Below are 19,659 nucleotides of genomic sequence, written 5' to 3'. Positions count from 1 at the left end.
ATGGCCCTTCAGAGAACCGAGTTGATGCCCGGGCAGAAGCGGTTGTCCATCGGATCGGTCGCCGCCGACGTCGGTCTGGTGTTCTGGTTCCTGTTCTCGCTGTTCCCGATCTTCTGGATGCTGATGCTGGCATTGAAGAACGCCGAAGAGCAGACCACGACGTACTTCGCGTTCAGTCCGACCTGGTCGAACTTCGCCACGGTGTTGTCCGACAAGGGCACCCAGATGACCAGCGTCGACTTCAAGACCTCGCTGCTGACCAGCCTGATCAACTGCGGTGGCGCGGTGATCGTGTCGTTGGTGATCGGTATCCCGGCCGCCTACGCCGCGGGCCGCTGGCAGTACAAGGGCAGCAACGACCTGATGTTCCAGATGCTGTCGTTCCGGTTCGCCCCGGAACTGATGGTGATCGTGCCGCTGTTCGTGATCTACAACCAGATCGGCCTGTTCGACACCAAGGTCGGCATGATCTGGGTGCTGCAGCTGGTGACGATGCCGCTGGTGGTGTGGATTCTGCGGTCCTACTTCCAGGACCTGCCCGAGGATCTCGAACAAGCCGCACTGCTCGACGGCTACACCCGCAGGCGGGCGTTCGTCATGGTGGCGTTGCCGATCGTGCGTCCGGGCATCGCGGCCGCCGCGCTGCTGGCGTTCATCTTCGCGTGGAACAACTACGTGTTCCCGCTCATCCTGGCCGACACCAATGCCGGCACCGTCACGGTCGCGATCACGAAGTTCCTCGGCGGCGGCGGCCAGGCGTACTACAACCTCACGGCCGCGGCGGCACTGATCGCGGCTCTCCCGCCCCTGATCCTGGCGCTGACCATTCAGCGCTACCTGGTACGGGGCCTGTCGTTCGGGGCGGTGAAAGCCTGATGGCCACGGTATCTGTAGCCGATCTGCACAAGACCTACGGCAAGACGCGCGCCGTCGACGGGTTGACCGTCGACATCGGCGACGGCGAGTTCTTCGTCATCCTGGGGCCGAGCGGCGCCGGCAAGACCACGACGCTGAAGTCCGTCGCGGGGCTGGTCGACATCGACGCCGGGACCGTCCACATCGGCGGCCGCGACGTCACCCGCGTCGAGCCCTACCACCGCAACGTCGCGATGGCGTTCGAGAGCTACGCGCTGTATCCGCAGAAGACGGTCCGCGAGAACCTGGCGTCACCGCTGAAATCCGGTCGCACGGGCCGGTATTCGGACGCCGAGCAGACCGAGCGGATCGACCAGGTGACCACCACGCTGGGCATCAACCACCTGTTGAACCGGTATCCCCGGGAGCTGTCCAACGGCCAGCGGCAGCGGGTGGCGCTGGGCCGGGTGCTGGTGCGCCCGGCCGACATCTACCTGCTCGACGAACCGCTGAGCCACCTCGACGCGAAGCTGCGGGCGGCGATGCGCGCCGAACTCAAACAGCTCGGCGCGATGTCGAACACCACGACGCTCTACGTCACCCACGACTACCAGGAGGCGCTCGCCCTCGGTGACCGGATCGCGGTGATGCGCGAGGGCCGGCTGGTGCAGATCGGCACCCCGGAGGAGATCTGGCGCAGACCCGCCGACACCTTCGTCGCCAAGGCGCTCGGCCAGCCGGAGATCAACCTGCTCGACGGGGTGGTCGACGACAACCGCATCCGGCTCGGCGACGGCTCCTTCGACGTGCCGGTGCCCCCCGACGCCCGCTGCGAGCGGGGCGACCGGGTGCGGGTCGGCCTGCGGCCCAGCGAGATCCGCGTGGTGCCCGACAGCGCAAGCGAGGCGGGACTGCGCGGCAAGGTCGTCCTGGCCGAGCGGCTCGGCCGCAACATCGAACTCACCGTCGACGTCGCGGGCGTACCGCTGATCGTCCTGGCGTCCGGACGCGAGGGCGTCGAGGAGGGCGCCCAGGTCGCGATGACGGTGACCCCATCGGATGTGCACGTCTTCGCCGCAGGCGACGGCGACACCCCGCGGACGTCGGCGGACAAGACACTGGAGGCGGCGCAGTGACCACGGTCGAAGCCACGAAGACCCAGACGGCGCAGAGCCTGACCCTGACCGACCTGGTGAAGACCTACGCCTCGCGCGGGCGGGAGAGCGTCACCGCGGTCAAGGGCATCGACCTCGCCATCGAACCCGGTGAACTGATCGCCCTGCTGGGACCGTCCGGCTGCGGCAAGACCACCACGCTGCGGATGATCGCCGGGCTCGAGACCGTCACCAGTGGTTCGATCAAGATCGGTGACCGGGAGATCTCACAATTGCCCGCCGCCAAGCGCGGAATCGGCGTCGGCTTCGAGAGCTATGCGCTGTATCCGCCGCTGTCGGTGCGGGAGAACCTGCTCTACGGGCTGAAGGCGCGCAAGGTCAAAGGCGCCGAGCAGATGGTGGATTCGATCAGCCGTCGCCTCGAGATGGACGACCTGATGAACCTGCGGCCCGCGGGGCTGTCCAGCGGTCAGAAGCAGCGGGTCGCGCTGGCCCGTGCGCTCGTGCGCAACCCACCGGTGCTGCTGCTCGACGAACCGCTCAGCCACCTCGACGCATCCGCTCGTCAGCGGGTGCGCCGCGAACTCAAAGTGCTGCAGCGCGAATTCGGGTACACCACGATCGTGGTCACCCACGATCAGGTCGAGGCGCTGTCGCTGGCGGACCGGCTGGCCGTGATGGACGCCGGCGTGGTGCAGCAGTTCGGCACCCCCGACGAGGTCTTCGACGATCCGGCGAACCTGTTCGTCGCGCAGTTCGTGGGCGAGCCCCAGATCAACGTGCTGCCCGGCGTGGCCATCGTGCGTGACGGCCGGGTCAGCGTCCAGATCGGCGAGGGCGCGGGCAGCCTCGACACCGCGGTGACCGGGATCGGCGACGGCACCGCTGTCACGGTGGGGCTGCGGCCGCAGGACTGCGCGATCGCCGGCGACACCGGACGCGGAATAGCCACCACCGTCGCCTATTTCGAGCATCTGCTGGAATTCGGTCTGGCCACCAGCACGGTGCGCGGCCTCGAAGACGGCATCGTCGTGCAGACGCCGGCCGCCGACACCTACGAACCCGAGCAGCAGGTGGTCGTGACGGCGCCGCCGGAGCGGGTCTATCTGTTCGACGTCGAGACCGGGGAGCGCCTGCGGTGACCAAACTGTTCAACGATCCGGCCCGGTTCACCGAGGACATGCTCGTCGGATTCCTCGATGCGAACTCCCGCTACGTCGTCGGGGTGCCCGGCGGTGTGGTGCGCGCCCGCGAGACCCGCCCCGGCAAGGTGGCGGTCGTCATCGGCGGCGGTTCCGGACACTATCCGGCGTTCTGCGGCACCGTCGGCGCCGGTTTCGCCGACGGCGCGGTGGTCGGCAACATCTTCACCTCGCCGTCCACCGAAGAGGCCGCATCGGTGGCCCGCGCCGCGCACGGTGACGCGGGTGTCCTGCTCATCACCGGCAACTACGCCGGTGACGTGATGAACTTCGGGCTCGCGGTCACGCAACTCAAGGGTGAGGGCATCGACGCGCACTACTTCGCCGTCACCGACGACATCGCCAGCGCACCAAAGGGCGAAGAGGCCAAACGACGCGGTATCGCAGGCGATTTCACCGTCTTCAAGTGCGCATCGGCCGCCGCCGAGGAGGGCCTGGACCTCGCGGGCGTGATCCGCGTCGCCGAAGCGTCCAATGCGGCGACCCGCACGCTCGGCGTCGCCTTCGACGGCTGCACACTGCCGGGGGCCGACCATCCGCTGTTCACCGTCCCGGACGGGCAGATGGGCGTCGGACTGGGCATCCACGGTGAGCCCGGCGTCGCCGAGGAGGCCATGCCGACCGCCGCCGACCTGGCCGCGACCCTGGTCGACGGTGTGCTCGGCGACACCCCGGCGAACACCGACACCAAACGGATCGCGGTGATCCTCAACGGTCTCGGCCGCACCAAGTACGAAGAGCTGTTCGTCGTGTGGGGTGAGGCCGCGCGACTGCTGCGTGAGCGCGGATACGAGATCGTCGAACCCGAGGTCGGCGAACTGGTCACCAGCCTCGACATGGCGGGCTGCTCGCTGACGGTGATGTGGCTCGACGAGGAACTCGAGCGGTACTGGCGCGCACCCGCCGACACCCCGGCCTACCGCAAAGGTGCAGCCGCAGTTGAGGATTCGACCCAGCGTCGCAGCGCCGACGAGGTGCGTGCCGCGGCGGCCGCGCCTGCGGTGCGCGACACCGCCGACGACGACGCGCGGGCGGGTGGCCGGACCGTCGCCGCGATCTTCGAGGCACTGGCCGCGATGCTCGCCGACGCCGAGGACGAACTCGGCCGCATCGACGCGATCGCCGGTGACGGCGACCACGGCCGCGGCATGGTGAAGGGTTCGGCCGCCGCCCGCGACGCGGCCGCCGAAGCCGTCGAGGCGGGCGCCGGACAGGGGTCGGTGCTCGCCGCCGCGGGGAAGCAGTGGGCGGCCAAGGCCGGCGGCACCTCCGGGGTGCTGTGGGGTGCGATGCTCGGCGCGCTGGGCACCCGCCTCGGGGACACCGGACGGCCGGACTCGGCGACCATCGCCGCGGGAATGCGCGACGGCTACGACGCGCTGGTACAACTGGGCGGCGCCCAGCCCGGCGACAAGACCATGCTCGACGCGCTGTTGCCGTTCGTCGAGGAACTCGAACGGCGGGTGACCGACGGCGAGCGGTGGCAGGACGCGTGGACGGCGGCCGCCGAGACGGCCGAGACCGCGGCGCGGGCCACCGCCGACCTGCGACCCAAGGTCGGCCGCGCCCGCCCGCTCGCCGAGCGCAGCGTCGGGACCCCCGACGCGGGCGCCACCTCACTGGCGATGTGCGCGCGCACCGTCGCCCAGAGCCTGACAGTGAAAGGGGACAGCACAAGATGACTGCTGAACCGACATCCGGCCTGCGCATCGTCGTCGGCTCCGACGACGCCGGCTATGAGTACAAAGAGGCGCTCAAGGGCGATCTCAAGGCCGACGACCGCGTCGCCGACGTGACCGATGTGGGAGTGGGCACCGACGAGGACACCGCCTATCCGCACATCGCGGTGGCCGCGGCCCGCATGGTGGCCGAGGGCAAGGCCGACCGCGCGCTGCTGGTGTGCGGCACCGGCCTCGGCGTGGCGATCAGCGCCAACAAGGTCCCCGGCATCCGGGCGGTGACCGCCCACGACAGCTTCTCCGTCGAGCGTTCGGTGCTGTCGAACGACGCGCAGGTGCTGTGCTTCGGACAGCGGGTCATCGGGCTGGAGCTGGCCCGTCGGCTGGCGCGCGAATGGCTCGGCTACGAATTCGATCCCAACAGCAAATCGGCCGACAAGGTCGAGGCGATCTGCGGGTACGAACCCGCCACGTCGTAGGCGGGCCGCCGGCTCATTTGAAGGTGACCGGATCGGCGATCGCGAAACAGCGCTGCGTGCTGGTCATGATCAGCACCTCGCGCACCGCGGTCGGGTCGATCTTGGGGAACTCGAACAGGCGGAGGTCGTCGCGACCCAGAACCGCCCGGTCGGCGACGTCCGTGCCGGTGGCGGTGCGCACCAGCACCGTGACGGCCGCAGGGTCGTGCGACCACACCGTCACCAACACCCCGGACCCTTCGGGCTGCCTGCCCCAGGCCTGCGACGGCGGGCACGCGGGGTCGCCCGCGGCGTTCGGCGGGAGGTCGCGGTCCGCGGCGGCGGTGGTGTGATGCTGGAGCACCGGTTCGGGAACGGCCGCCACGGGCGTGGCGACGACGTGCTCGGGAAGCGGATCGGGGTCGGGTACGGAGGCACCCAACCGGTAGCCACATGCGCTGACCGATAAGGCGGTCACGGCGACCGCGACGGTCGCCTTGCCGATGTCCACGAGTCCCCCTCGCTGCCATCCCCGACGCCCTGCGGGTACCCCGTTACCCGGGCGTCAATCTTCATCGTGCCCCGCCCCGAACGGTCGCTGCGGGTGATTCGGCAAAAATGCGTCAGTTGACGACAAAAGCCGGATCCGGAACATGCCCGGACCGGTCCCGTCGAAAAGTCGTGGACTCAACGAGGTGAGGTGCCGTATCACTACAACGATGACCACAGGCCACGCGCGCACGGGAACAGCGATGGCCGTGGCGGCGATGCTGTCGGTGCAGCTGGGCGTGGCGGTCGCCGTCGGCCTCATCGACCAGATCGGCGCCGAGGGTGCGGCCTGGCTGCGCCTGGCGTGGGCCGGCGTGCTGTTCCTGTTCTTCCTGCGGCCCCGCCGGGCGGGCTTCACCCGGCGGAGCTTCGCGGCGTGCGTGGTCCTCGGCGTGGTGACCGCCGGGGTCACCCTGCTGTTCATGGCGGCGCTCGACCGCATCCCGATGGCCACGGCCAGCGCCCTGGAGTTCCTCGGACCGCTCAGCGTGGCGGTGCTGCGGGGGAGCGGCCGCACCCGGCTGGTGTGGCCGGGGTTGGCCGCGGTCGGCGTGCTGTTGATGACCCAGCCGTGGACCGGAGCCGTCGACGTGGTCGGCGTGCTCTTCGCGCTGGCGGCCGCGGTGTGCTGGGCCGGCTACATCCTGTTGACCCAGCGGGTCGGCGATCAGGTCGCCGGGGTCAACGGGCTGGCCGTGTCGATGCCCGTCGCGGGGATCGTCGGCACGATCGTGGCCGGTCCCGCGGTGTTCGAGCGCCTCACGCCCGACCTGCTGCTGATCGGGTTGGGCCTGGCGATCCTGCTGCCGATGTTCCCGTTCGCGCTGGAGCTGCTGGCGCTGCGCCGGCTCAGCACGGCCGCGTTCGGGACGCTGATGAGCCTCGAACCGGCGTTCGCGTTGATCATCGGGTTCGTCGCACTGCAGCAGGTGCCGGGCGTCGTCGCGGTGGTGGGCATCGTGTTCGTGGTGGCCGCGGGGATCGGCGCCGCCCGCGGCGGGGCGCGCAAGACGCCGGTCCCCGCCGAGATCGGCTGACCCACCCCCGACACGAAACCGCATTCCCTGTCACCAAGCGCGCGGCTTGGCAGCAGGGAATGCGGTTTCGGCGGAGAGGTAGGGTCAGACGTCGATGCGCTTGCGGCGGTACAGCGTGCCCGCGGCCAGCAGGAGGAGGCTCACGACCAGGATCGCGGTCGCGATCACGTTGATCTGCGGCGGCACCGCGGCCTTCACCGCCGCGTTGACGTAGAGCGGATACGTCACCGTCGACCCGCTGACGAAGTACGTGATGATGAAGTCGTCGAGCGACAGCGCGAACGACAGCATCGCCGCGGCGACGATGCCGGGCACGATCAGCGGCAGCGTCACCTTGAAGAACGTCCGGGTCGGGCTGGCGCCCAGATCCATCGACGCGTCCTCCAGCGTCCAGTCGAAGCCACGCACCCGGGCGCGCACGGTCATCGCGATGAAACTGACCTCGAACGCGATGTGCGCGAGCACGATCGTGACGTAGCCCGTCGCCCAGCCGAGGTCGAGGAACAGCACGAGCAGCGAGGCGCCCATCACGACTTCGGGCGCGGTCAGCGGCAGCACCAGGAACGTGTCCACCGCGCGCTGTCCACGCCACCGCTGACGCACCAACGCGATCGCGACCAGCGTTCCCAGCACCAGCGCGATGGCCGTGGAGACCCCGGCGACGTTGAGGCTCAACTTCATCGCGTCGGTCAGCGCCGGGTACTTGAACGGATCGAGCCAGTTGTCGAGCGTGAAGCCCTGCCAGCTGTAGTTGAACTTGCCCTTCGGATCGTTGAACGAGAAGAGCACGATCACGAAGATCGGGATGAACAGGTACAGCAGTACCAGTCCGGCCACGATCCGCAGGCTCCAGTCGCCCCACTTCGGCATGCCCTTGACGGTCTTGGGCGTGGGCGGCTGCTCGGCCGCGACCGCCACCGCGGCGCCGGCTTGGGTCGTCATACGAGGTCCTCCGTGCCCAGCGCGCGGGTGTAGAGCAGCACACCGGCGAGGATGGTGCCCATCAGCAGCAGGCTCAGCGCCGCGGCCGCCGGGTAGTCCTTGACCACCAGGAACTGCTGCTGGATCACGTTGCCGATCATCGTGGTCTGCGTACTGCCGAGGTATTCGGCGTTGATGAAGTCACCCGCGGCCGGGATGAACACCAGCAGGCTGCCCGCCAGCACACCCGGAATCGACAGCGGGAAGATCACTTTCGTGAAGCTGCGGACGTTCGAGGAGTACAGGTCCTTGGACGCCTCGATGAGCCGTGCGTCGATCTTCTCCAGGCTGACGTACAGCGGCAGGATCATGAAGATGATCCAGTTGTAGATCAACCCGCCGATCACCGCCCAGCTCGTCGACAGCAGACGACCGTCGCTGGGCAGCAGTCCGATCGTGTCCAGCGCCGTGACCACCCAGCCGTCGTCGGCCAGGATCGTCTTCCACGCGATCGTGCGGATCAGGAACGTCACGAAGAACGGCAGGATCACCAGGCCGAGGAGCAGGTTCTTGAACCGCCCCGCCTTGAACGCGATCACATAGGCCAGGGGATACGCCAGCAGCAGGCAGACCACCGTCGCGGTGAACGCGTACCCGAACGACCGCAGGATCTGATCGGAGTACCTGCTGAACGCCTCACCGTAGTTCGCGAAGTCCCACGAGAAGGTCAGCGTCGGGAGGAACACCGACCCGCCCGTGGATGACAGCGACGTCCGCAACAGCGAGATGATCGGCCATACGAAGAAGATTGCGAGGTAGGCCAGCGCGGGCAGGATCATCAAATACGGGGCGATCCTGCTGCGCTGCCGGCTACTGCTGGCTACGCCTGCCATGGGTGATTCGTCAGCCTCCGGTAACCGCGGCGTACATGCTGTTGTACTCCTGGGTCTGTTCGTCGGTCAGCGCCGCCCATGACTTGAGGTTGGCCACCGTCGACTCCGGCGGGTTGATCAGCGGGTTGGACGCGACCGCCGGGTCGATCTTGTTCAGCTCGTCGGTCATGTCCGCGAGCACCGGCACGAACTGGGTGAATGCGATGAGCTTCGCGTAATTCGCCCGGTCGTACACGTAATCGATCCACGCCTCGGCCGCACTCTGGTTCTGGGTGGTGTAGGGGATCACCATGGTGTCGATGAACCAGGTGCCGCCGGCCTCGGGCACGATGAACTCGAGGTCGGGGTTGTCGGCCTTCAACTGCACCACGTCACCCGAGTACGCCTGTGCGATGGCCACGTTGCCCGCGGCGAGGTCGTCGGCGTAGTCGTTGCCGGTGAATCGGCGGATCTGGCCGGTGTCCTTCTGCTGGCGCACCAGGTCGACGGCCTTCTGTACGGTCTCGGTCGACGGCCGCTCGGGGGAGTTGCCCTGCGAGAGCATGACCATCCCCAACCCGTCCTGGGTGTCCGACAGCAGGCTGACCCGGCCCTTGAACGCCGGATCCCACAGATCCTCGATCTTGGTGATCGGCCTGCCGGTCGCGGCCTTGTTGTAGGCCAGGCCGACCATGCCGGTCATGTAGGGCGCGGTCTTGTTGCGGCCCGGGTCGATCGACGAGTTCAGCAGATCGGGCCGCAGGTTCTTCTTGTTGGGCACCCGGTCGGCACGGATTTCGTTGAGCCAGCCAAGACCGTTGATCCGGGCGGCCATGAACTCGGTCGGGATGACCAGGTCGGCACCGATGTCCTGCTTGCGCGACAGCGGCTCCTTGACCTTGGCGAACCACTCCTCGTTGTCGTTGAAGTTCTCTTTGTAGTCGACCGTGACACCCGATGCGGTCTGGAAGGCGGCGACGAACCCGTCGGCCATGTAGAGCGGCCAGTTCGAGATCCGCAGCGTGCCCGCGGCCGGACCACCGTCGTCGGCGGTCGTGGTCTGCGAGTCGCCGCCGTCTGAACCGCACGCCGCGAGGAACGACGAGCCGAGCGTCAGCGCGGCGGCCGCTGCGGCGCTGCCGCCGAGGAAGCGGCGCCGTGACGTGCGTGCGGCGGCGAGGCGGGCAGCGAACTGCGGGTCGAGCTCACGGGGCATGGCGGCTGTGCCTTTCGTAATGTGCGGAAGGGAGTCGGCGGAGCGGGACAGGGGGATCAGGACTCGTCGAGCATCTCTTCGAGATCCTCGGTGGTCGGGATGTCGGCGGCGGGCAGCACCAGCGACGCATCCGGCGACCAGCAGACGTACACCTGGTCACCCGGCCGGAGCATCGGCAGGTTCTGTTCGGGTCCGATGTGCGCGACGATCGGGGAGTCGTCGGGCGCGGCCAGCGACAGCCGGACGACGGGACCCTGGAAGGTCTGGTCGCACACGGTCGCCCGGACCGCGGTGACGTCGCCGGCGGGGGGTTCCATCGACACCCGCAGGCGCTCGGGACGCACCATCAGCGTGGCGTGCCCACCGGCCTCGATCGCGGTGTCGCCGGGTTTGGCCTTGAGCTTGCTGCCGAGCACCTCCACCTCGACGTAGTCACCGAGATGTGCGGTCAGCCGGCCCGGCCACAGGTTGGCCTGGCCGATGAAGCTCGCGACGAACACCGTCGACGGGCGGTCGTAGATCTCGGTGGGGGTGCCGATCTGTTCGACGTTGCCCGCGTTCATGACCGCGATGCGGTCACTCATCGTCAACGCCTCTTCCTGGTCGTGGGTGACGTAGATGAACGTGATGCCCACTTCGCGCTGGATCCGCTTGAGTTCGAACTGCATGGCGTGGCGCAGTTTGAGGTCGAGCGCGCCGAGCGGTTCGTCGAGCAGCAGGGCGCTGGGGTAGTTGACCAGGGCACGGGCGAGCGCAACGCGCTGCTGCTGACCGCCGGAGAGCTGTCCGGGCTTGCGTTTGGCGAAGTCGGTCAGCCGGACGACCTCGAGCAGTTCGTCGACGCGGCGTTTGACCTCGGCTTTGTCTTTCTTCATGCTGCGCGGGCCGTAGGCGACGTTGTCCCACACGCTCATGTGCGGGAACAGCGCGTAGTGCTGGAACACCGTGTTGACGTTGCGTTTGTGCGGGGGGACCCGCGAGACGTCGGTGCCTTCGAGGCGGATCGCCCCCGAGGTGGGGGTCTCGAAACCCGCGATCATGCGCAGGGTGGTGGTCTTCCCGCAGCCCGAGGGGCCCAGCATCGAGAAGAACTCACCGGAGGCGATCGAGAAATCCGCATCGGCCACGGCGACGTAGTCGGCGAACCGCTTCGTCACGTGGTCGATCTCGATGACAGCTTTGCCCTTCTTCGGGGCTGACCCGTCGACAGTCTGGTTCACCGGAGTGGTGTGTGTGCCGGTCAGAATGCGCCTCCTCAGGTCAGCCCCCGTGGACTGTGCGTAAACAATCGCCGATCCCCGCACCCTTCGCAAGTGATTCCGCACGGATTTAACATTTTTACAAAGGATTCCTGCATCGAGAGGGGGTCCTGGCAGCCGAATCCGCGCTTTGAGCAGATTGCAACAGGGCCGGTCGAGACCCTCGATCGGCGGGGGACGGGACACCACGGCCATGATCAGTTTCGCAGTGTGACGTGCGTCGCGTCCGGAAACCGCACAGCTCGTTTACCTCGACACATGCGCCGGGTAAGGAGGGGGCATGGCTTCGGTTGATGTGGCGGTCTCGTCGGACCTCACCCCCGAGAAGGCGTGGGAGTTGGCCTCCAACCTCCGCCGATTCGACGAATGGCTCACGATCTTCGGCGGCTGGCGCAGCGAGGTCCCCGCCGAGATCGAGGTCGGCACCTGTGTGTCGTCGCTGATCAAGGTCAAGGGATTCCGCAACACCATCCACTGGCGGGTCACGCGCTACGACGAACCCAAGGAGATCGAGCTGATCGGTACGGGCTTCCCGGCGATCTGCATCGCATTGTCGCTGCACGTCGAGGAGGAGACGGACGGGACCACCTTCCGCGTGGTCGCGGACCTGTCCGGCGGGCTGCTCAACACCCGGGTCGGCTCACTGGTCGCGAAGGTCATCGAATCCGACGTCCGCAAATCCGTCAGCAATCTGGCGAAGCTGCGTTAACCCCACTCGTGATTCATCTCGCGGGTGCGTGAGCGCGCCTCCTCGTCGATCGGTTTCGGTCGGGTGCGGGTGAGCGCGATGAGCGTCATCGCCAACGCCGCGGTGACGGCGCCCGCGATGAAGACGACGACGAAGCTGCTCTCCATCGGCACCACGGTGCCGGGTGCGAGGCGACCGAGCAGGACCGCGACCACCGCGGCAGCCATCGAACTGCCGACCGTGCGCGCGATCGCGTTCATCCCGGTGGCCACACCGGTCTCGCCTGCGCCGACCTCGGCGACGACGAGCGCGGGCAGCGCCCCGTACCCCAGGCTGATGTAGGCGTTGGCAAGGATCCCCGCGACGATCACCTGCCACGGCTGCGCATGGGCCACCGCGAGCAGCACGAACCCGACGACGCCGGCCATCGCGGCCACGACGAGCACCCGCCGCGCGCCGTACCGGTCGATGAAGCGGCCGCTGACCAGTGCGACCACGAACCCGGTCAGGGCGCCGGGCAACAGGTACACCAGGCTCGACTGCAACACGCTGGCGCCGAACCCGTAACCGGCCGCCGACGGCGGGATCTGGACGAACTGGGTGAGCCCGAGGAACGCGAAGTAGAGCCCCATGCCGACGAAGATCGTCGCGAGATTGGTCAGCAGCATCGCGGGCTTGGTGAGCATCCGCGTCGACACCAGCGGGTGTTCGCGTCGTCGCTCCCAGAGCCACCACCCGACCAGGACCGCCACGCCGCCCAGCGCGCACGCGGCCGTCCGCGCCGAGACGAAGCCCCAGGCGTTGCCCTGGGTGATCGCCAGCAGCACCGCCGACAGCCCCACCGCGAGTCCGATCGCGCCCAGCCAGTCGACCGAACCCGAGCCGCCGCGGGGGCGGGCGGGTACGAGGAACACCACGATCCCGACCACGACGACGGTGAAGGCGGTGGTCAGCCAGAACACCCGGTGATAGTCAGCGTCACCGCTCATCAGCAGCCCCACGACGACGAGCCCGACGCCGCCGCCGAATCCGAGGGTGCCCGACATCACCGCCATCGCCCCGGCCAGCCGGCCGTGCGGTAACTCCTCGCGCAGAACCGCGATGCTGATCGGATACAGCGCGTACGAGGCGCCCTGCAACACCCGGGCGACGATCAGCAACGGCAGCGACGCGGTGACCGCGGCCAGCACCGACCCGATGAGCACGACAATCAGGACGCCGAGCAGCACACGTTTCTTGCTGTAGAGGTCAGCCAGGCGGCCGAGCAGTGGCGTCGCGGCGATCGCGGCCAACAGGTTGGCAGTGACCGCCCAGCTCACCGCGACCGGTGAGGCGCCGAGCTGGTGCCCGATCACGCCGAGCACCGGCACCACCGCGGTCTGCAGCACCGCGACGGTGAGGACGACGACGCTGAGCCCGGCCACCAGCAATGCGGGACGTGCGGTGCCCGCGGCCGGCTGCGTGACCCGCGCGTCCACCACCAGAACTCCGATCGTTAGCTTGTCTTTACTTCTATGACGCTAACCCAACGGGCTGCCGCGCGCCGCGGTGGGTGTGCGGGGCTGAGCGCCGTCCGATTTCTCCTGTGGCGCTTGGATTTAGCGTCGAGGCGGTGACGCGAACGTGACGTCACGGTTCGGGCGGACCGCCGCGGGGTACGCCGATCTTGACTCGAAGAAAGGGAATCCATGCGCGCTTCCACGCTCGCCAAGACCGCGGCCACCGTCTTCACCGCCGGTGCGATTGGCGGTCTCGCCAACCGGGACATGCCGTCCCTGTGGTACCTCAAGCTCAAGAAGCCCAGCTTCCAACCGCCGGCGCAGGCGTTCGGCATCGTGTGGCCCGCGCTCTACGCCGACATCGCGGCCGTCTCCGCAGCGACCCTCGACCACTACAACCAGACGGGTCATCAGGACAAGGCGAAGGCCTACAACGTGGCGCTGGCCGCCAACCTCGTCCTCAATGCGAGCTGGTCCTGGCTGTTCTTCAACCAGCACAAGCTGGCGTTGTCGGCGATCGGTGCGGGTGCGCTCGCGGTGAGCAGCGCGGATCTGACCCGTCGCGCGGTGGAGGCCAAGGGCGCTGGGGCGGCGCCGCTGGCGGCCTATCCGCTGTGGTGCGCGTTCGCGACGGTGTTGTCCTCGCGCATCTGGTGGCTCAACCGCTGACGGTCAGGCCGCGGCCAACACCGCCAGCATGTGTTCGGTGAACCCGGTGGTGGTCGCCTTTCCGCCGAGGTCGGGGGTGTGGACGCCGTCATCGAGGCTGCGCCGCACGGCCTTTCGGATCGCGGCCGCCGCATCCGCCAGTGGTGCGCGCCCAAGGTGGTCGGCGAGCCACTCGAGCAACATCGCCGTGGACAGGATCATCGCGACCGGATTGGCGACGTTGCGCCCGGCGATGTCGGGAGCCGAGCCGTGGGCGGATTGCGCCATCGCCTTGGTGTCGGAGGCGTTGACCGACGGCGCCATGCCCAGTGACCCGGCCAGCTGACCGGTCAGGTCTGACAGGATGTCGCCGAACATGTTCTCGGCGACGACGACGTCGAATTCGGCGGGCCGGGCCACCAGAAGCGCGGCGAGCGCGTCGATGTGTTCGAGGCGCACCATCACGTCGGGGTAGCGCTCGGCCACCCGCAGGCAGCTGTCCCGAAACAGCCCGGTCGTCTTCGACAGCACGTTGGCCTTGTGCGCGACGGTGACCGAGCGGCGCCGGGCCCGGGCGAGCCGGAACGCCTGGTGGGCGATGCGTTCGCACGCCTCCCGGGTGAAGACCGCGACCGCCATCGCGACGTCCGCGGTCGGCATGAACTCGCCGGCGCCGTCGTACATGTTGCGATCGGAGTAGAAACCCTCGGTGTTCTCCCGCACGACCACCACGTCGAGTGCGGGACACACCGCGGGGATGCTGTCGCTCAGCCGGGTGGCGGGCCGGATGTTGGCGTACAACCCGTAGCGCTTGCGGATGGCGCCGCCCGGCGAGAGGGCGTCGCGGAACGTGTCGGGATAACTCGCGTTGTCGTGCGGACCGAGCAGCCACGCGTCGAGGCGGTCCAGTTCGGTCAGGGTGCGTTCCGGCAGGGGTGTGCCGTCACGGGTGATGGCGTCGGCGCCCATCCGTAGCCGCCGCCACTCCACCGGAACCGACACCGCGGCAAGCGCCCGCTCGGCGATCTGCACTGCCGCGGAGACGATTTCGGGACCGATCCCGTCGCCGGACAACACACCGAGCCGCAACGGCTCCTCTGCTGACATATCGGCACCGGCACCTTCCTGTTCGCGTCCCGTTCAGTGTGCCGTACCGGTTGCGGCGGTCCGTCAGCGCAACCGGGCGACCAACGCCTCCACGTCCGCGCCGACTTCATCGCCGGGGATGTCGGCGATGGGCTGCGGGCTCATGCACCGAGCCCCAGCACCGCGATCATCAAGGGCAGGAAGACGATGATGAGAATGGCACCGGCGATGTCGAACGTGATGCCCGAGCGGATCATCGTCGTGATCGGTACCGCGCCGGATCCGTAGACGATCGCGTTCTGCGGCGTGGAGACCGGCAGCATGAAGCCGAAGGACGCCGCGAACGTGGCTGCCAGCGCGGGCACGAACGGGTTCACGCCGGCGGCGATGGCGACCGGGATCACGATCGGCACCACCACTGCGGCCGAGGCCGTGTTGCTCGTGGTCTCCGAGACCACGATGGCGAGCAGGACGGCGAAGATCGTGATCGCCACGACGCTGGACAGCCCGAGCGAGTCGGCGACCGAGGTGCCGATCGTCTCGGCCAGACCCGAATCGGCGAGCAGCGAACCGAAGATGATGCCGGTGCCGAACAGCACGATCGTGCCCCAGTCGATCGCGGCCGCGTCCCGCCAGCGCAGTGTGAATTCGCGCTGCTCCCAGTCGATTGGCAGCAGGAAGAGCAGCGCCGCACCGAAGACGGCGACCGTCCCTTCGTCCAACCGGTCACTGACTGTGGAGTAGATGTCGGAGTCGTTTCCGAAGACCAGCGCGATGATGCCAGGCAGGATCCACAGGAACACCGTGATCCCGAACGCGATCAGGGTGTTCTTCTCGGCCCGTGACAGCCTCCCCATCTCCTCGCGTTCCCGGGCCACGTAATCGGCGACCCCTTCGATGTGCTTGATCTCGGGCTTGTTCAGTTTGATCAGCACCAGCGCCAGCACCCCGAACATGAGCAGGCAGATGGGCGCGGCCATGAACATCCACTGCGCGAAGCTGATTCGCTCGCCGGTGGCCTCTTCGATGAGGCCGCGGCCGATCAGGTTGGGCGGGCTGCCCACGGGCGTGAGCAGGCCGCCGACGCTGGCGGCGTAGGCGAGCATCAGCATGAGCGCCGCGCCGACCCTCAACCGCAGCGGATCGAAGTCCTCGGCGACCTTGCCCTGCTTCTGGAGCAGTTTGGCGATCACGCCGAGAATCCCGATCGCGGTGGGCAGCAGCATCGCCACGGTGGCGGTGTTGGAGACGAAGGCCGACAGCAGGCAGGTGATCGCCCCGAACGCGATGATGACTCCGGTGGTCGACTGACCCGCGCGCGGCAAGGCCAGGATGCGGAAGGCGAAGCGGCGGGCGAGGCCGTGCTTGAGCATGGCCTGGGCGAGGATGAAGGCGCCGATGAAGGTGAAGATCGTCGACGAACCGAACGGGCCGAGGACGTCGTCGGCCGGAGCGACCCCGAGGAACACCACGACCGCCACCCCGAGCAGACCGCCGATGGGAATCGGGACCGCCTCGGTCACCCAGAGCACGATCACCCCGAGCAGCACGCCGGCCAGCGTCTGCTGCTGCGGCGGCATGTCGAGCGGCAGCAGCAGGAAGACGATCGTGAGCGCGGGTGCGAGGAACAGGCCGACCGTGCGGCGGCCCTTCTCGAACCGCTCTTCGGCGGGGGTCAGTCGCTGCTCACCGAGACTTCGATGGTGGCGCTGCCGAGCAACGCCTTGTCGACGTCGGTGCGTTTGACCGGGTTGTCGGCGGTCATGATGCCCCCTCGAAGCGATCGGCTACACCGTGTGAGGTGGCTCACACGGGCCGAGGATGCCCGATCTCGCCGAGAAGTAATCGCGAACCGTCAGTAGCGGCTCAGGACCTCGCGGTTGCCCAACGGGGTTTCGAGGGCGATGTCCGTGGCGGCGAGAACGCCCTTGGCCGTGCACAAACGGTTCGTGGCCTCGGGTAGCAACCCGGACTGCAGTTCGACGGTCACGGCGTCGGCGGTCTCGGTGGTGACGGCCCGGACGCCGTAGCAGGCGGGAGTGCCGGAGAGGAAGTAGACGCGGATGGCGTCCGGGCTCGGCAGCGGGCTCCACGCATCGACCGCCACCGGTTCGGTATCGACGACGTCGGGTCGCGCGCTGACCAGGACCTCGGTCGAACTCAGCGGGCGCTCAACGGGTTCGGCGCTCGTCGGCGCGGCCGACGCGATTCCCGGTGCGACACCGATGGTGAGAACCGAACCCGCCACAGCGGCGGCGAACAGGACATTCCGCATGGTGCGACGGTATCTGCGGAAGCGCTTCCCCGGGGGCTGACCGGCGGGCGCGCCACGTCACGATCCGGCTTCGGTTCGGTCACCGAATGCGTTGTCGGGTGGAGCGTTTCGGTCAGTCGCGAGACCAGACGGCGACGTATCCGTGCGGGATGCCGGTGTGCCGGGAGATGAGTTCGCGGGCGGCCATCTCGGCTTCGGCCCGCTCGGTGCGATGGGTGACGGCGCCGAGCTCGGGCACCGTGACCGACCACCCGGTGGCGTCCCGGGTCACGACGATCTCGAAGGCCTGACCCGCCATGGGCGGGAGGGTGCGGCGTCGCGCGCTGCGCGAGATCGTCCGGCGGCGACATCCGTGGCTGCTACGAATCGTGGCAGGCATGTTCGTGGGCTTTCTGCAGCGGGGATTGGACCGTCGGCCAATGTACTGCCGGGTGGGACCCAACTCCAAATTGCCGCAGCGCCTGTGCTAGCCGGTCAGAACGGACTGCTGTTCTGCTGCCATTTCGCCTCTTCGGGACGGGGCCCGAAGCGCCGGACGTAGTCGTCGTGGATGTGCTGATCCTTCTTGCGCTGGATCACGTCGACCAGCTTGGGGTCGAGGTTGTGCTGGGCCAACCGGTGACGGCGCCACACCTTGTTCAACGCCAGCGCCATCAGCAGCGCCCAGATGTAGATCGGCGCGGTCATCTCGAGCCGGACGTAGATCGAGGTGGGCAGGAGCCAGAACGGGGCGAGGACCAACAGCGGCGGGATGGCCATGCGGATCATGTGCCTGCGAACAGCGCCCTCACCGGCGAGGTCTTCGGCGACCCACCGGCTCATCGAGGCGGGCAGCCGCCGCCCGTAGTAGTAGAGGATGCGCTGAAAGAACGAGGGTTTGGCGTCGGCCATGCGTGGCTCCTGTGCGTGGTGGGTGGTCAGAGGTCGAGGGCGCCCGCCGACTGTGCGGCGTCGTTGATGCGGGTCAGGGCGCGGTGCAGGTCTTCGAGTTCGGCGAGGTCGCCGCCGAGGCGCGTGACCACGGCGGGTGGGATGGCGAGCGCCTTTTCCCGCAGCGCGACACCGGACTCGGTGAGTTCGACGTTCATCGCGCGTTCGTCGACGGTGCTGCGGGTGCGGGAGATCAGGCCGAGGCTCTCGAGGCGTTTGAGCATGGGGGACAGCGTCGCCGAGTCCAGATGCAGCGCGGTGGCGATCTGCTTGACCGACAGGGGCGCGCCCGCCTTCTTGCGGTGGTCCCACAGCGCAAGCATCACCAGATACTGCGGGTGGGTCAGGCCGAGCGGTTCGAGCAGCGGGCGGTAGACGGACAGCACCGCCCGGTTGGCGACCGCGAGGGCGAAGCAGACCTGACGCTCGAGAGCGAGCGGATCGAGGTCGGTGGCGGTCGTCGGGGGCATACTTGAATCGTAGGCGAATTGTTAGTGCACGAACAATATGGCTGTGCTCACAGCTCGCCTATCATCGGCGACGTGGCTTCGCTGCCCGACCTCCCGACGCTCGAGCGTGTCCTCGACACCGCCGCACACGCGCCCTCCGCGCAGAACGCCCAACCGTGGTCGTGGCGCGTCACTCCCGCCGGGATCGACTTGTTCGCCGACTGGAGCCGTCGGCTGGGGGAGGGTGACCATCACCGTCGCGACGTCCTCCTCAGCTGCGGTGCGGTACTGCACCATTGCGCGGTGGCGCTGGCTGCGGGCGGGTGGACCCCGCGGGTGCGGCGGTTTCCGACGCCCGGTGACGGTTCCCACCTCGCGGTGCTCGAGGTGATCGACGCACCGCTGCCGTCCGGCGACGCCACCCTGGTCGAGGCCATCACCCGACGCCGCGCCGACCGCCGCCGCTATCGGCCCGACCCGCTGCCGGAGGGCTCCCTCGAGTTGTTGCACGTGCGCACCGAGCACGACGGGGTCCGGTTCGGCGTGGTGCCCAAGGCCGGCTGGGGCCGGTCGTCCGAGGACGACGTCGTCCTGCAGTACGGCGGAAGCGCCGACGCACCCGCCGACGATGCGGTGCTGTTGGTGCTCGCGACGGAGGCGGACAACGACGCCATGCGGCTGCGGGCCGGTGAGGCGATGAGCGATGTCCTGCTGTCCGCCACGTCGATGGGGCTGTCCACCTGTCCGGTGACGACGCCGCTGAGCGACACGCGCAGCCGACTGTCGCTGGCGTGCGAGGTGTTCGACGGCGAGGCCTACCCGCAGGTGTTGATCCGGGTGGGCTGGCCCCCTGCGGGCGCCGCACCGCTACCGGCGCTGGAGCGGCGCTCGGTGGGAGAGACGACGATTTGGCTGGTGTGA

20 protein-coding genes and 1 pseudogene are annotated in these 19,659 nt (G+C 68.4%); 9 read left to right on the top strand and 12 right to left on the bottom strand.

The features are described 5' to 3' along the window. Genes AU194_RS29170 through derI1 form a run of 5 tightly spaced genes read left to right on the top strand, consistent with a single transcriptional unit; the run spans position 1 to position 5,330 of the window. On the top strand, positions 1–876 hold the full coding sequence (locus AU194_RS29170) for a carbohydrate ABC transporter permease (protein ID WP_059092729.1): 876 nt from the start codon (positions 1–3) through the stop codon (positions 874–876). Further along, the gene (locus AU194_RS29165; RefSeq protein WP_059092728.1) at positions 876–1,991 is read left to right on the top strand and encodes an ABC transporter ATP-binding protein; all 1,116 of its coding nucleotides are present in this window, start codon (positions 876–878) and stop codon (positions 1,989–1,991) included. Before AU194_RS29170 ends, AU194_RS29165 begins: the two co-directional genes overlap by 1 nt. Then, a complete protein-coding gene (locus AU194_RS29160; protein ID WP_059092727.1) occupies positions 1,988–3,112 on the top strand; it encodes an ABC transporter ATP-binding protein in 1,125 nt (374 codons plus the stop codon). Before AU194_RS29165 ends, AU194_RS29160 begins: the two co-directional genes overlap by 4 nt. Beyond that, the gene (derK, locus tag AU194_RS29155) at positions 3,109–4,854 is read left to right on the top strand and encodes a D-erythrulose 4-kinase (RefSeq protein WP_059092726.1); all 1,746 of its coding nucleotides are present in this window, start codon (positions 3,109–3,111) and stop codon (positions 4,852–4,854) included. The genes AU194_RS29160 and derK overlap by 4 nt, the downstream gene beginning before the upstream one ends. After that, entirely contained in the window at positions 4,851–5,330 is a 480-nt protein-coding gene (gene derI1 / locus AU194_RS29150; RefSeq protein ID WP_059092725.1) for a D-erythrulose 4-phosphate isomerase DerI1, read from the top strand. The genes derK and derI1 overlap by 4 nt, the downstream gene beginning before the upstream one ends. Positions 5,331–5,343: 13 nt before the next feature. On the opposite strand, the gene AU194_RS29145 is transcribed toward derI1, so the two are convergent. Then, positions 5,344–5,820, bottom strand: coding sequence for a hypothetical protein (locus AU194_RS29145; protein ID WP_059092724.1), 477 nt, complete (start codon positions 5,818–5,820; stop codon positions 5,344–5,346). A 208-nt stretch (positions 5,821–6,028) separates the two neighbouring features. Here AU194_RS29145 and AU194_RS29140 point away from each other — a divergent pair, with 208 nt between their 5' ends. Then, on the top strand, positions 6,029–6,895 hold the full coding sequence (locus AU194_RS29140) for a DMT family transporter (protein ID WP_059092723.1): 867 nt from the start codon (positions 6,029–6,031) through the stop codon (positions 6,893–6,895). Between the two features lie 84 nt (positions 6,896–6,979). On the opposite strand, the gene AU194_RS29135 is transcribed toward AU194_RS29140, so the two are convergent. From AU194_RS29135 to AU194_RS29120, 4 genes are read right to left on the bottom strand one after another with little or no spacing between them, the layout of a single operon-like run. Then, positions 6,980–7,837 carry an ABC transporter permease gene (locus AU194_RS29135; RefSeq protein WP_059092722.1) on the bottom strand — a complete coding sequence of 286 codons (858 nt, stop codon included), beginning with the start codon at positions 7,835–7,837 and terminating at the stop codon, positions 6,980–6,982. After that, a complete protein-coding gene (locus tag AU194_RS29130) occupies positions 7,834–8,709 on the bottom strand; it encodes an ABC transporter permease (protein ID WP_059092721.1) in 876 nt (291 codons plus the stop codon). Before AU194_RS29130 ends, AU194_RS29135 begins: the two co-directional genes overlap by 4 nt. 10 nt (positions 8,710–8,719) lie before the next feature. Further along, entirely contained in the window at positions 8,720–9,904 is a 1,185-nt protein-coding gene (locus tag AU194_RS29125; RefSeq protein ID WP_059092720.1) for a spermidine/putrescine ABC transporter substrate-binding protein, read from the bottom strand. A gap of 56 nt (positions 9,905–9,960) precedes the next feature. Continuing rightward, the gene (locus tag AU194_RS29120; protein WP_059092719.1) at positions 9,961–11,124 is read right to left on the bottom strand and encodes an ABC transporter ATP-binding protein; all 1,164 of its coding nucleotides are present in this window, start codon (positions 11,122–11,124) and stop codon (positions 9,961–9,963) included. Between the two features lie 319 nt (positions 11,125–11,443). On the opposite strand from AU194_RS29120, the gene AU194_RS29115 reads away from it, so the two are divergent. Next, complete coding sequence (locus AU194_RS29115; RefSeq protein ID WP_059092718.1) at positions 11,444–11,872, top strand: SRPBCC family protein; 429 nt, start codon at positions 11,444–11,446, stop codon at positions 11,870–11,872. Here the strand turns inward: AU194_RS29115 and AU194_RS29110 are convergent. Next, positions 11,869–13,332 (bottom strand): MFS transporter, encoded by a 1,464-nt coding sequence (locus AU194_RS29110; RefSeq protein ID WP_059092717.1) that lies wholly within the window; start codon positions 13,330–13,332, stop codon positions 11,869–11,871. The two genes, AU194_RS29115 and AU194_RS29110, sit on opposite strands and share 4 nt — an antisense overlap. A gap of 207 nt (positions 13,333–13,539) precedes the next feature. On the opposite strand from AU194_RS29110, the gene AU194_RS29105 reads away from it, so the two are divergent. After that, a complete protein-coding gene (locus tag AU194_RS29105) occupies positions 13,540–14,019 on the top strand; it encodes a TspO/MBR family protein (protein WP_059092716.1) in 480 nt (159 codons plus the stop codon). Between the two features lie 3 nt (positions 14,020–14,022). Here the strand turns inward: AU194_RS29105 and AU194_RS29100 are convergent, their stop codons facing one another. The 6 genes and pseudogenes from AU194_RS29100 to AU194_RS29075 form a co-directional block, all read right to left on the bottom strand. Then, positions 14,023–15,105 carry an isocitrate/isopropylmalate dehydrogenase family protein gene (locus tag AU194_RS29100; protein ID WP_059092715.1) on the bottom strand — a complete coding sequence of 361 codons (1,083 nt, stop codon included), beginning with the start codon at positions 15,103–15,105 and terminating at the stop codon, positions 14,023–14,025. A gap of 140 nt (positions 15,106–15,245) precedes the next feature. Beyond that, positions 15,246–16,849 (bottom strand): annotated as a pseudogene (locus AU194_RS29095) (DASS family sodium-coupled anion symporter). Positions 16,850–16,939: 90 nt separating this feature from the next. Further along, the gene (locus AU194_RS29090; protein ID WP_059092714.1) at positions 16,940–17,359 is read right to left on the bottom strand and encodes a hypothetical protein; all 420 of its coding nucleotides are present in this window, start codon (positions 17,357–17,359) and stop codon (positions 16,940–16,942) included. A gap of 112 nt (positions 17,360–17,471) precedes the next feature. Beyond that, on the bottom strand, positions 17,472–17,657 hold the full coding sequence (locus tag AU194_RS29085; protein WP_059092713.1) for a hypothetical protein: 186 nt from the start codon (positions 17,655–17,657) through the stop codon (positions 17,472–17,474). A 176-nt stretch (positions 17,658–17,833) separates the two neighbouring features. After that, a complete protein-coding gene (locus AU194_RS29080) occupies positions 17,834–18,250 on the bottom strand; it encodes a DUF5313 domain-containing protein (RefSeq protein ID WP_059092712.1) in 417 nt (138 codons plus the stop codon). A 26-nt stretch (positions 18,251–18,276) separates the two neighbouring features. Beyond that, positions 18,277–18,759 carry a MarR family winged helix-turn-helix transcriptional regulator gene (locus tag AU194_RS29075; protein WP_059092711.1) on the bottom strand — a complete coding sequence of 161 codons (483 nt, stop codon included), beginning with the start codon at positions 18,757–18,759 and terminating at the stop codon, positions 18,277–18,279. 63 nt (positions 18,760–18,822) lie between these two features. On the opposite strand from AU194_RS29075, the gene AU194_RS29070 reads away from it, so the two are divergent. Beyond that, on the top strand, positions 18,823–19,659 hold the full coding sequence (locus tag AU194_RS29070) for a nitroreductase family protein (RefSeq protein ID WP_059092817.1): 837 nt from the start codon (positions 18,823–18,825) through the stop codon (positions 19,657–19,659).

Source organism: Mycobacterium sp. GA-2829, assembly GCF_001499965.1.
Classification (GTDB): Bacteria; Actinomycetota; Actinomycetes; order Mycobacteriales; family Mycobacteriaceae; genus Mycobacterium.
Note: the sequence above shows the minus strand (reverse complement) of the source record. Positions and strands in the feature narration are given on the sequence as shown.